Below are 12,970 nucleotides of genomic sequence, written 5' to 3'. Positions count from 1 at the left end.
AATATGATGAAATTTATCTCATGGAATGTAAATGGTTTTCGCGCCTTGCAGCGGAAAATGGATGTTTACGCTTGGCTACAAGAAACCGGAGTTGACGCACTATGCATTCAAGAAACGAAAATGCATCGAGATCAAGTTCAATTTGAAACGCCGGGATATTTTCAATATTGGAATGATGCTGTGCGCAAAGGTTACTCCGGAACGGCAATTTTCACTAAAAAAGAACCCATTAATGTTACCTATGGAATGGGTATCGAAGCACATGATCAAGAGGGAAGACTGATTACACTTGAGTATGAAAGCTACTATTTGATGACGGTTTATACACCTAATGCAAAACGTGATTTAACTCGACTAAACTATCGGCTTCAGTGGGGTGCGGCATTTACAAACTATATTAAAAAATTAGATCGGATTAAGCCGGTCATCTTTTGCGGAGACTTGAATGTTGCTCATCAGGAAATAGACCTGACATATCCGCGGAATAACAGTGGAAACTCAGGCTTTACTCAGGAAGAACGTGCAGATTTTTCTGCTTTGCTGAGCAATGGATTTATTGACACCTATCGGACGCTTTATCCGGATCAGACCGGTGCTTATTCATGGTGGTCGTTCCAATTTAACGCAAGACAAAGGAATATCGGTTGGCGTATTGACTATTTTGTCACATCACAACGATTGAAAGAACACATCATTGATGCCAAAATTCTCCGAGATGTAATCGGATCTGATCATTGCCCTGTCGAACTTGAACTTACTGAATAAGATGGTTGGCGCGGAGCTCTTGTCGAAGTAGTGAGACTATTAATTCATACTTTTGTGATGACGTGCAGTTATATAGAAAGGATGTTTATTAAAGTGAATAATTATGATCCTTTGTTCCAACCTTTAACATTACCGAATGGTATAAAATTGAAAAACCGGCTTGCGATTGCTCCAATGACGACTTGGTCGGGAAATATAAATGGTACGGTGTCTGACCAGGAGATTGCTTATTATGAACGGCGGGCGCGACTAGCTGGTTTATTTATATCTGCTTGCATTGCTGTCTCACCTACTGGTGTGGCTTTTGACCGACAATTTATTGCCTTTGACGATGCCGTTTTGCCTCGGTTGAAGAAGATGGCTGATGCGATGAAATCTGGCGGGGCCAAGGCTATTCTCCAAATTCATCATGGGGGAAGCGAAGCAAAAAGAGCGTACACGTTATTCGGTCAACTATATAGTGCAAGTGCCGTTCCTTCCTATTCCGAACCGAATGAAGTTCCGGTGGCTATGAGCGATGAGCAGATCGAAACAGTCATTCGGGAATATGGAATCGCAGTTCGTCAGGCAATCAGAGCTGGATTTGATGGTGTAGAAATTCATGGCGCAAATCATTATTTGATCCAACAATTTGTTTCGGCACATTTCAATAGAAGAAATGATCAATGGGGCGGTAGCTTAGAACACCGCTTGAAATTCCCACTTTCAGTTCTTGAAGAAGTAAACGCTATTGCTAAGAAGTATGGAGATGATTCATTCATTGTCGGGTATCGTCTGTCTCCGGAAGAAATGTTCCATGATCGAGGATATGACCTAAATGATACGCTTCAATTAATAGATGAACTCATGAAACGAGGTATTCATTACATTCATGTGTCTCAAGGTGATAGTTCTTCTCGACCTAATGGGAGCGAAGAAGATGCACCAACAATTATTCATCGAATTGCGCAGCATATAGATGGAAAAGTTCCTTTGATCGCGGTAGGAGGTATTCATTTTCCTGAGCAAGCTGTAGCCGGATTACGTGATGGTGCTGATCTGATTGCATTGGGACGTCAAGCAATCATGGACCCAGACTGGTCGGATAAGGTGAGAAACGGTAAGACGAATCAAATTAAAACTGCCCTTAATTTAGATCAACAAAGCGAACTGGTTGTTCCGGACTGCCTATGGTCGATTATCACGAAACGGAAAGGCTGGTTTCCAATTACTCAAAGAGAATAAAAAATAGGAGTGAATCACTAATAGTGGTTCACTCCTATTTCGTTTATATACAATAAACAGGGATTCGTGAAAGCTACCGCTTTGCCGAAGCAAATTCTGTGGTGAACACGAAGCCTTTTAAATTACTTTACAGCATTTTGTGCTGACCATTTTTCCAGTTCGATCATCGCGTTATACACGGTATCAACTGTGCACTTCATCGGATGCATATGGATCAGTGAAGTCGGTTTTAGAACAGAGACAGCAATCTCTCGAATTTCATTGTTGGTTAAATTACCTAATGAGAGATCGGCTAGAGACAGAGGGAGTCCGAGCGCACGGTAAAAGGGCAACAGACGCTGCATTTCTTTCGGCTTGTTCTCAATAACCAATTCCACTAAAAGACCATAAGATACCTTTATTCCATGGAGCAGATGATGTGTTTCCGGCCTGATGGTGAGTGCATCATGAACTGCGTGAGCCGCCGTTGCTCTGCCGTATTCATCACCGAATCCTGCAACCAATCCGCTTGCCATAATATTTGTTTCCATGACTTGAGTCCAATCGTCGGTAAGCTTGCCGTCTCGCATATCCTGAATAGCTTTTTCTGCGTGATTCAGAGGAATTTCAAGACATTGACGTGCAGCTTCTCGAGCGAAGAAGAGTGCGAGGCTTCTTCGAGTTGCTTGCTGAAGCAACAGATCAGATTCATACCATTTCGCAATGGTATCTGCCACACCGGCGATAAAATAATCAATTGGCGAGTCCAAGATCACTCGTGGTTCAACAAGAACGAGACTGGTTTGTGACGGATAGATTTCATGACCGATACATTCGCCGTTGTCTTTATAGAGCACAGAAAGACAGGACCACGCGGCACAATTGCTGGCCATTGTTGGGAGCAGGATGACTGGGACCGATCCGGCTTTATATCCGGCAGCTTTCGCTGTATCTAATACCTTTCCACCGCCAAGTCCGATGATTGCGTCAATTTTATCGTTTTTGACCAAATCAATTATTCTCTGAATTTCATTGTTCGAGCACTCGCCATTAAATTGAACATCGATGACCTGGAAACCTTTTTTCGTTAGATCCGGCAGATAGCTAGACGCCTTTTTCAGAGATTTTGTGCCATGAAGAAAAAGTACACGTTTGATAAAACGTGCTTCGAGTGCCGACGCTAGCCGATCGTAAGCACCAACTTCCGAAATATATTCTTGCGGGGCAATTCTTGAGATTAATTGCAATGTCATGTGTCTTCTCTCCTTAAAAAGATCCTGTTCATTTGTTTTGATTTTTGTTTGTGCTCTCTTGTGTCATTCAAAATGAAGGTAATGAGCTGATAAAAATATTGAATACAAAATGGTACATCGCTTATGATTTATGGATAAAACCAACAGTGTGAACTTTATACTAGTCGCTTGCTAATGAAGCGTCAATCCAAAAGCGTTTGAAAAACCAATCTTTTTTATTGTACTTTATAATGCAAATATAGCATAATTTTAATTCGATAGCCCATAGAGCCTTTTTATGGCTTCATCACGCCGATTTTACTATACTTATGAATGAAATGATTAGTTTAGAAAGATGAGTTTTCTATAAAGTGCTCAAGACTTTGGAAACAGAAAGACGGGTGAACAAGTTGGAGAAGATCCTATTTGGTTTTGATGAAGAATTCAATTTGCCTGAAATTGACGTTGAAGAATTGAAAAAAGAGTACGCGGATCGATTTGAGTTTATCACTGTATGGAATGAAGAGGTTCCTAGCGATGTCTCTATCGAGGATGCTGTGGCATTTATCGGCGGTCCCTCAGCTAAATTGCTCCGAGCAATGCCTTCGCTGCGCTGGCTGCAGTTGCCGAGTGCAGGCGCAAATCAAATGGCGCAGCATCCGGATCTGGCACGAGATGTGACGCTCACCAATGCCAGCGGTGTGTTCGGGGTGTTAGGGGCGGAACATACGATGGCGCTTCTTCTTGCACTCACAAGAGAAATTCCACTTTATGTAAAGCAAACGGAGAGGCGAATCTGGAACTCAGGAAATCAGTGTCTGCAGATTGACGGTTCAACGGTCGCAATCATCGGTTACGGCGACATAGGGTCGGAAATTGCTCATCGGTTAAAAGCATTCGGCGCTCAAATTCTTGCTGTAAAAAGAACGGCAGGAAAGGTTCCGGAGGATGCAGATGAAGTTTTCACAATGGACGATCTTAATAAGGTGCTTGCTGCTTCGGATTTTGTTATCAATGTACTTCCTTTAACTAAGGAAACCGAGCATGTATTCAACAACAAAAGCTTTGAGTCAATGAAGAACGGCGCAATTTTCATCAATGTTGGGCGAGGGGGCACCGTTGACGAACGTGCTTTGATTCATGCGCTGAGTTCGGGAGAAATTGGTGGTGCAGGTCTTGATGTGACCGAAAATGAGCCGCTGCCCGAGAATAACCAACTGTGGGATCTCCCTAATTTGCTGATCACCTCTCACTCATTGGGAGTAGGACCTGGCAAGTATAGTAAAAGGGCATCATTGATTAAGAGAAATATAGATAAATTCAGCAAGAACAAACCCCTGGAAAATATTGTGAATCGTAATCTCGGCTATTAATGCTTTGATTGCATCATACTAATTGACGAATAGGCTTAACAAAGGGATCTCCAAATTAAAGGGGATCCCTTTATTACATTAACAAGTAAGGATAAAGATTTAGAGAACTTCAGTGTTGATGCAACAAATGGTTTGCCAGCGGATTGGCGAAGCCGAGTTTTCTAATATGACTTACAATCTATTAATCTTTTTTTATCAATCGAAACAAAGATGTAATCAAATTTTGTCGGAAAAACGCGCAATGTGTTGTTATAATAGAACTAGGCAAATAAGTTTCTAGTAAGATAATCTCATAGCAAGCAGAGCAGGCTTTTTCAAATAAGATAAATTGTACGTGCTTTCTTGATGTGCGTAAGGAGTAGAGTTATGTTCAAACCAACGAAAATTAAAATGATAACGACGATATGTCTTTCTTGCTCCTTGATATTGGGAATTAACAGTGGAACTGTATTCGCGGATACGCAAACGAAACTTAACAATAAGCTAAATGATATTCAAAATCAAAAACAACAAAATAAGGATAAACTAGCTGCTTCGAAAAAGAATCTTTCTGAGAATCAGAAGAAGCAAGATACAGTGATCAAAAATATTAAAGAATCAGATAAAAAGATTGCCTCCATGAGTAACAAAATCGACAATACCAAAGAAAGAGTTCGTCAAAACAAAGCAAGTGTGGTTCAACTAAAGAAAGAAATAAAAAAAATTGATGCACGTATTGATACACGTACCGAGCTGCTTAAAGGCAGATTGCGATCCATTTATATAAGCGGTGGCGCGGTCAGCTATCTAGATGTTTTAATGGGCTCGAAGAGTTTCGGTAATTTTCTTGATCGGCTGCTTGTTTTGAAAATGATTACCGATCAAGATAATAAAATAATTAATGATCAGAAACAAGATAAGCAGGCACAGGTTACAAAACGCAAAAGGCTTCAAACGGTTCTCGATCAAACAACGAACGATCTACATAATCTTCAAACAATGAATACTAGTCTTAAGCAAGAAAATGAACATAAGCAGAATTTGCTTGGAGAATTGAAAAATCAGGCATCAGATATTGAAAAGACAGTGATGTCGTCCAATGAGCAAACAGGTATTTTGAGTGCTCAAGAATCGGTCATTAAGCAGCAATTAGCGAATTTTGCCGCACAGCAGGCAAAGGCGAAAGAGCGGGCGGCTGCTGAAGCGAAAGCGAAGCAAGAGGCACAGGAAAAACAGAACGAGAAGGCGAAGACAGAGACAGCTTCAGCAAAATCGGTTACTGTTTCGAATAACACCCAGACGGCTGCTGAGACGGTTACTTCTACGTCTTCAAGTGATTCAGAAGAAAAAAGCAGCAGTCAGTTCATTATGCCGGCAGCGGGTTATATTTCTTCCGGTTTTGGCTATCGATCATTTGACGGTGAATTTCATCCTGGAATCGACATTGCGAACAGCACCGGTACTCCGATTCACGCCGCTGCAGACGGCACGGTGTTCAAGGCATATACTTCGTCAAGTTACGGAAATTGTGTCATGATCTCACATGTCATCAATGGACAGCTTTATACTACTGTTTATGCACATTTGTCAGCAATTTACGTTTCCGATGGTCAAAGTGTGTCACAGGGTCAGTCAATCGGAGCAATGGGCAATACAGGCGAATCATTTGGTACGCATCTTCATTTTGAACTTTACAATGGCCGCTGGACTCCGCCACCGCACAATGGAGCTGTTAATCCATTGAATTTTATCCACTGATGTAAATTCTTTAGTGTAAAAAAACAAATAAATAGAAAATGCAGAATGCCGGAGTGAACCAACCACTTCGGTTTTTCTAATATAAAATTGTTTGGTATTGCTCATTCGTATTGCAAGGTCGGAGAAGAATTTCCCATATTCAAAGCGGGTTATATTATTCTGACAGGAGGTGCTGAAGGTTCGGTCATCTGCCTTATGATATTGTGAAACATACTGTATTCATTTATGAATATATTTATCTATATCATAAGAGGCACATGTGCGGGGGTGACCACAATGAATCACTATAAAATTTGCGGTATCTTAAATCTGTCCGAATCGAAACAGTTAACGAATCCGCTTACTAGGTATCGACCAGTTGCTGGATTGCCATTTTGCAGCAGATATCGACTCATCGATTTTCCCTTATCCAATCTTGTATCTGCTGGTGTAGAATCAATTGGTATCTTTATGAATGGGCAATATCGATCCATTTATGACCATGTTTTAAGCGGCAGTGATTGGGATCTGGACAGCCTCAATGGAGGAATATTCTTTTTTGATTCAGGTACTGAGCAGGTCAATGGACTGATTCGCGATAATCTTGAGGCTTTCCATAATAATTTGGAATTTATTGAAAAATCAAGATCTGATTTTGTTGTGATTATGGGTTCACGTGCTTTATGCACAATTGATATTCAAGCGATTTTGCGTCATCATTTAGAACAAAAAGCTGAAATCACATTAGTCTACAAAACGGTTTCTGGTTTTGACACAGACGATCAACCAGTGACTTGCATTGAATTGGATGAAAATAACTGCGTTCGTAAAATGAAATCCTGTTTGCTTAACCAGGATGGCCCATCTGCAGTGAATATGGAAATCTATGTCATGAGGTGTTCGCTTTTTACGAAACTAATTAGACGGTTCATGGCATGGAATGAGGTTTACAGTTTGCGCGATGCGCTCCATCAATCCGTAAAAAAAATTAAGACAAATGGTTACGAATATACCGGCTATCTTAAAAACATTCATTCGATCAAATCCTATTATGATGCCCACATGGATATGATTGAAGAGTCAAATCGGAGTGCACTTTTTGGAGGTGAGTATCGAATTCATACAAAGATAAAAAATGAAGTGCCTTCATATTATGGAAAAAACGCTGCTGTATCGAATTCACTTGTAGCCAATGGTTGCATGATTAACGGAATGATCAGCCATTCACTTCTTTCACGCAATGTTACTATTGATATGGAATCGAAAATCATTGGATCAATTCTTATGAAAGGTTGCGTTGTTGGTAAAGGCGTTTATTTGAGAAATGTAATTATGGACAAAGAAGTTCATATTGAACCGGGATCAAGAATCATTGGCTCGGTTGAGCATCCAATCGTCATTGAAAAGAAATCAACGATCTATTTAGGAACATAACGAGTGTCGGATAAACAATCTTCTAAAACCACAAAAAATAATTAATAAAATTTCGTGTCGTATGGTGATGATTAATGGTTTCAATTCGTTAAAAAAGGGTAATAGATTAATAAGGGCTAAATTAATTCAAGGAGGGAAGCTAATGAGCAAACTGATTTTCTACACATACCCAAGTTGTACATCTTGCAGAAAAACAAAAGGATGGTTTAAGGATCATCATGTGAGCTATGAAGAACGCCATCTTTTTCGCAATCGACCTGATGCAAACGAGTTGATGGAGCTGATCAAATTATCAAAATCGGGAATTGATGATTTACTCGCAACACGTAGCGAAACGTATAAGCGATTGAATGTAAATTTGAATGATTTGCCGCTGAGTAAGGCTCTTCAACTTCTCTCTGATGAGCCAAAACTATTAAAACGACCAATCATTACCGATGGGAAGCATCTGATCGTGGGTTACCATCAAGAGGATCTGCAACGGCTTGCATTTAATAAGACGCTCCAAAAGGAAAAATCAATTGGATAGGATTGTTTGCGGTCGGCATCTGTGATGCCGGCCGCTTGAATGATTAATTTTCTTATGGAAAAGAAGGAAAATCAGGGCTGATTGTGGAATATTTAATTACCCCTGAAAACCGGAAACGAGCCTGTTTTTATTTCACAATGAAAGCAGGTGGTGCTATGGATCAATTGGAAAAGAATACAGTAAAACAAAGCCGGCAATTGCTGAATGAAGCATGCAGTGTCGGTGCCTCAGATATTCATTTTACCCCGAGAATTGACAACACGTTGGTAGAGTTCAGGATTAATGGATATCTTTTTGAACATGAAGTTTTTGATGCATTGTCAGCAGAGCGCATCATCAACCACTTTAAGTTTTGTTCGGGAATGGATATTGGCGAACATCGTCTTCCTCAAAGCGGAGCGATGCAAATGGTCATCAATCGTGTCCCTGTTTCATTACGTATGTCTGTGTTGCCTACCCCGAACAATGAAAGTCTTGTGATTCGAATCCTTCCTCATAGAAATGAACTTACTATTGAAGAATTAACCGTCTTTGATGAAGCGAAACGTGGACTTGCTTCCTTGCTTGCTTATGAAAACGGACTAATTCTCATATCGGGTCCCACAGGTTCCGGGAAGACGACAACTCTCTATGCATTGCTTTCTACGTTGCAAAGAAGATACCACGCACGAGTGATTACCATTGAAGATCCCATTGAAAAGAAGAATGACTCATTTATCCAAATGGAAGTGAATGAAAAGGCAAATTTTACTTATGCCAAAGGATTTCGCGCGATTCTAAGGCATGATCCAGATATTATTATGATCGGGGAAATTCGTGATGAAGAAACGGCAAAAATTGCGGTGCGTGCGTCGTTAACTGGGCATCTGGTACTTTCGACCGTTCATGCTTCAAATGCGTTGTCAACATTACAGAGAATGTTTGAATTGGGAATACCTAAATTTGACTTGAAGGAGACCCTTACGGCGGTTATTGCTGAGAGGCTGGTGACCATTCAATGCCCTGACTGCGGAAAAGCCTGTGATCGTAATTGTCCGCATCGTCATCATCCGAAACGAACAGGAGTTTACGAAATTCTCGCAGGTATGCCGCTTCACGATTATTTGTCGGGGCAGCTGTCGCGCCCTGCAGCGTCATCTTATAAAACAATTGAGGACTATCTGGAAGAAGGTATTGAAACAGGCTGGATTCCCAAAAATACAGCAGGGAGGAATTCAGATGGCTTTTCAAAAAAATTGGACTAAGAAAGAGCAGGCACAGTTGTTAGTTGATCTAGGTGAAAGCTTGAAAAACGGCTATCCATTGAATATCGCATTGGCATTACAGGCGGGTCGGAAGCAGAAATTTTTTCGTTTAAAGATAGAAAGGATGATTGATCGTTTGAAAGCAGGAAGTAAGCTGCATGAGATCCTTCGCGATGATAAATTTCCACAAGATGTAGCGAGTGTCATTTATTTTGCGGAAGCGACCGGTGCATTACCGGAGGCGCTGATTGAGAACGGCACGATGATCCTGCGCCGCGAGCTCTATGCTCAGACTTTGCGTCGTTTAATGCGCTATCCGCTTTTTCTCCTATGGTTTCTCTCACTTGTTCTGTATGTAGTCGGTAAGTTTCTTCTCCCTAACTTTATTCAGCTCTATCAGTCGCTCTCGCTCGAACTTCCTGCCATCACTCGAATGATGCTCTATCTTGCGGCCCACATGATGACCATACTGGTGATCATTGCCTGTTTGATCTTTGCCATCCTATTAGGCTTGTATGTATATCGGCGCTGCGCACTTTTGAAGAGAATCTCATTTGCAGCGCGGGTTCCGTTTCTTAACGAGTTTGTTCGGATACATTTTACCCATCAATTAGCCTTTCAATTAAGCGGACTGCTTCGTTCAGGGCTGACAATAAAACAGGGTATCGACATTCTCTCTAAAAAAGGGGCTTCACCATTTTTGAAATTAGAATCCAAAAGAATCGAAGAACTATTAATCCAAGGTCATCCCTTTGAATCGTCGATCGAAGGCATTATTTACTATTTGCCTGAATTTCAAATGATAATCAAACAAGGCTGTGAACAAGGTTCTTTTGGAAATGCACTGTATCGTCTAAGCGGCGAGCTTATGAAACGAATGGAACAAAAGACACAATGGCTGCTTTCGATCACTCAGCCCATCGTTCTGATCATTATCGGCGGATTTGTACTCGTTTTATTTCTTTCTATTTTGTTGCCGGTTTTTCAAATGATTAACGGTCTTTAATAAATTGAGGCATGAACGTTGATGATTGCAAATAGAAAAGACCGGCGTTGATCAATCTGACGTTTATTCTCGGTTTATATTGCTCCTCTAATGCTTTTTTTTCCTGATTATATCGTTCCGGTTTTTTCTCTGCCTGTTCATAAAAAGCATCAAGCAAATCTTCATCTTTCTTCCATCGTTCGCTCGCCTGATTCGCCCATTCAAACGGTTCCGTTTCCAATTCAGATGCGATAAATCGTTCAATTCGCTGAATGCCGCTTTTGACAGTGATCAACGGACTCAAAGTGTAGCAATAATCCGGGAGTCTCGCAATGAGTTCAAGTTTGCCTAGCATGGATTGAAAGCCTTCAATGAGTGTTCCGTTTACCATTTGAAGGCCAATAGAAATCAAACGATCTTTTTTTAAATCGCATTGATAACTGATTTTCATATTTATTCCAAGCCAAGGTTCCAAAGCGGGAGAGGCTTGTGAAGAGACAACTTGATAAAGACGGATATAGCGTCCCATTTGTTCCGCTGTATTGAAAATTTGATGGAGGCGCGGGGAACCGAAATGGATGAATTCTCCTTCATCGCTTTGATCATTGAACCTGAAAGTAAGGGTCGCTGTTTCCGCATCGGCACCGATTTGTTCAATGTAATGCCAGTAAAAGGGTCGATTCATTAGCAATTTGTCCATTTGTTTTGTTAATTTGACCTTAAGTTGAGATTGGTTTTGGACAGGAAGCAACGAACAGTCCGAACTTGAGAAAAAACGGATGAGAAAATCACGAATTTCCGCTTGCTGCATGGTGATCCCCCGTTTCTAATTGATTCTGTTCAAAATTTATGACACTGCTGAGATTATCTAACTTTACCTTTATTTCCCCATCAGACTCAGATTCTTCGAAAATACGGCTGACCTGTTGATCGACATTTTTTAAATCAATGTGAGATAGAATTTTATCCAGGTCACCGATCACTTGCTCAAACAAGTGAATTTTGTTATATAACAAATGTAGAATGTGGCTTTCAACAGTTCCACGAGTAGCAAAATTATAAATATGTACATCGTTTTCTTGACCAAGTCGATGAATTCGCCCGATTCTCTGTTCAATGCGCATCGGGTTCCAAGGCAGATCATAATTAATCAAGTGACTTGCAAATTGCAAATTAATGCCCTCTCCGCCTGCTTCTGTCGCAACCAATACTTGAACTTTGTTTTGAAAGAGCATGCGCATCCAATCTTTTTTGTTTCTCCTGAAGCCTCCGCTAAAAGGAACGGAAGAAATATCGTTTTTTTTCAGAAACCATTGCAGGTAAAGCTGAGTAGCACGATATTCCGTAAAAATAATAACTTTATCGTTAATCTGCTTGATTAATTCCAGAGCCTTATTTGCTTTAGCATTTTGATTCACACGGTTTAATTTATCAAAAAGATTGTGCCACAACCGTTCGTTCATCGGCGTGGCTGTAGATTTGTATATTTTATTCAAAGTGACAAAAGCGGCTTCACGACTGCTGCATGCTTCCCGTTGAAGAGTAAGCAGTGAAAAGGGCTGAATGACACTGTTTTCTTTTAGATCGCTTAAACTTTCATAGAAAGTTTGTTCGGCTTCTGAGAAAGGGATGTCAAAGGATTTAATAATGCGCTTCGGCCAGTGAAGTCCTGTATCCTCTCTGCGATTGCGTACCATGACCTGATTAACGAGTGCTTTCAGTTTGTCTTCATTTTTTACAGAACGAATTCCCAATTTGTAGTTTTTCGAGAAGCTCTCAGCATCTCCAAGGTATCCGGGTTTCAAAAGTGACACAAGATAAAAAATTTCACTTAAACGGTTTTGGATCGGTGTTGCCGTAAGCAATAGACAAAACTTTTTCTTTAGCGATTGGACAAATTGGTAGTTTTTTGTTTTATGGTTTTTCAGTTTATGCGCTTCATCAATAATAATTAAGTCATAATCCTGCTCCATAATGATGTCGTGATGCGGTTGCCTTTTTGCTGTATCAATTGATGAGACAACAATATCACACTGACTCCAGACATAGGCTTTGCGCTGGGGGACAGCGGGTATGTAGAATTTTGTATTTAGCTCGGTTACCCATTGAAGGACTAAGGAAGCGGGGACTAGAATTAGCACCTTTTTAACGAGTCCACGTATCATATATTCTTTAATGATTAATCCTGCTTCAATGGTTTTGCCAAGTCCGACTTCATCCGCGAGAATGGCTTTGCCATGCATTTCTTCAATGACAATTCGCGCTGTCTCGATTTGGTGAGGATGCAATTTGAGCTGAGGAAGTCGTCCGGGAGCAATCAGCCCATGGAATGAGGGGACATTGCGCTCTTCTTCAGCTAGATAAGCAAGTGAAAAGAGGTCTGATTTCGCCCAGGGTCCGTCTTCATTTATTCGTTTGAAGAATGAGTCGTGCCAGGTTCTGTCAAATTGGATAAGAGGCTTCATCGAAAACACCTTTATATGTTAAAA

The 12,970-nt window shown here is 40.7% G+C and carries 11 protein-coding genes; 8 read left to right on the top strand and 3 right to left on the bottom strand.

Annotated elements, in window-relative coordinates; all coding sequences use genetic code 11:
• The first annotated feature begins 6 nt into the window (after positions 1–6).
• Together AC6F33_RS10045 and AC6F33_RS10040 are read left to right on the top strand one after the other, a co-directional pair.
• Entirely contained in the window at positions 7–765 is a 759-nt protein-coding gene (locus AC6F33_RS10045; RefSeq protein ID WP_500778156.1) for an exodeoxyribonuclease III, read from the top strand.
• A 93-nt stretch (positions 766–858) separates the two neighbouring features.
• Complete coding sequence (locus AC6F33_RS10040; RefSeq protein ID WP_255749366.1) at positions 859–1,989, top strand: NADH-dependent flavin oxidoreductase; 1,131 nt, start codon at positions 859–861, stop codon at positions 1,987–1,989.
• Between the two features lie 122 nt (positions 1,990–2,111).
• Here AC6F33_RS10040 and AC6F33_RS10035 read toward each other — a convergent pair whose 3' ends face one another.
• Entirely contained in the window at positions 2,112–3,221 is a 1,110-nt protein-coding gene (locus AC6F33_RS10035; protein ID WP_255749365.1) for an iron-containing alcohol dehydrogenase family protein, read from the bottom strand.
• A gap of 350 nt (positions 3,222–3,571) precedes the next feature.
• Here AC6F33_RS10035 and AC6F33_RS10030 point away from each other — a divergent pair, with 350 nt between their 5' ends.
• From AC6F33_RS10030 to comGB, 6 genes are all read left to right on the top strand, one after another.
• A complete protein-coding gene (locus AC6F33_RS10030; RefSeq protein ID WP_500777050.1) occupies positions 3,572–4,573 on the top strand; it encodes a D-2-hydroxyacid dehydrogenase in 1,002 nt (333 codons plus the stop codon).
• Positions 4,574–4,939: 366 nt separating this feature from the next.
• Positions 4,940–6,310 (top strand): murein hydrolase activator EnvC family protein, encoded by a 1,371-nt coding sequence (locus AC6F33_RS10025; RefSeq protein WP_500777049.1) that lies wholly within the window; start codon positions 4,940–4,942, stop codon positions 6,308–6,310.
• A gap of 276 nt (positions 6,311–6,586) precedes the next feature.
• Positions 6,587–7,723, top strand: coding sequence for a glucose-1-phosphate adenylyltransferase subunit GlgD (gene glgD, locus AC6F33_RS10020; protein ID WP_255749359.1), 1,137 nt, complete (start codon positions 6,587–6,589; stop codon positions 7,721–7,723).
• Positions 7,724–7,865: 142 nt separating this feature from the next.
• Complete coding sequence (locus AC6F33_RS10015) at positions 7,866–8,252, top strand: Spx/MgsR family RNA polymerase-binding regulatory protein (RefSeq protein ID WP_255749358.1); 387 nt, start codon at positions 7,866–7,868, stop codon at positions 8,250–8,252.
• A gap of 155 nt (positions 8,253–8,407) precedes the next feature.
• Complete coding sequence (gene comGA / locus AC6F33_RS10010) at positions 8,408–9,496, top strand: competence type IV pilus ATPase ComGA (RefSeq protein ID WP_500777048.1); 1,089 nt, start codon at positions 8,408–8,410, stop codon at positions 9,494–9,496.
• Positions 9,471–10,502 carry a competence type IV pilus assembly protein ComGB gene (gene comGB / locus AC6F33_RS10005; protein ID WP_255749356.1) on the top strand — a complete coding sequence of 344 codons (1,032 nt, stop codon included), beginning with the start codon at positions 9,471–9,473 and terminating at the stop codon, positions 10,500–10,502. Before comGA ends, comGB begins: the two co-directional genes overlap by 26 nt.
• Here the strand turns inward: comGB and AC6F33_RS10000 are convergent.
• Positions 10,489–11,292, bottom strand: a complete 804-nt coding sequence (locus tag AC6F33_RS10000) for a YqhG family protein (RefSeq protein WP_500777047.1) — start codon at positions 11,290–11,292, stop codon at positions 10,489–10,491. The two genes, comGB and AC6F33_RS10000, sit on opposite strands and share 14 nt — an antisense overlap.
• Entirely contained in the window at positions 11,270–12,946 is a 1,677-nt protein-coding gene (locus AC6F33_RS09995) for a DEAD/DEAH box helicase (RefSeq protein WP_500777046.1), read from the bottom strand. Before AC6F33_RS09995 ends, AC6F33_RS10000 begins: the two co-directional genes overlap by 23 nt.
• Positions 12,947–12,970 lie beyond the last annotated feature (24 nt).

The sequence above is a fragment of the Sporolactobacillus sp. BBK16-2 genome (assembly GCF_059878335.1).
The sequence above is the reverse complement of the archived record's forward strand: the minus strand, read 5'-3'. Positions and strand labels throughout refer to the sequence as shown.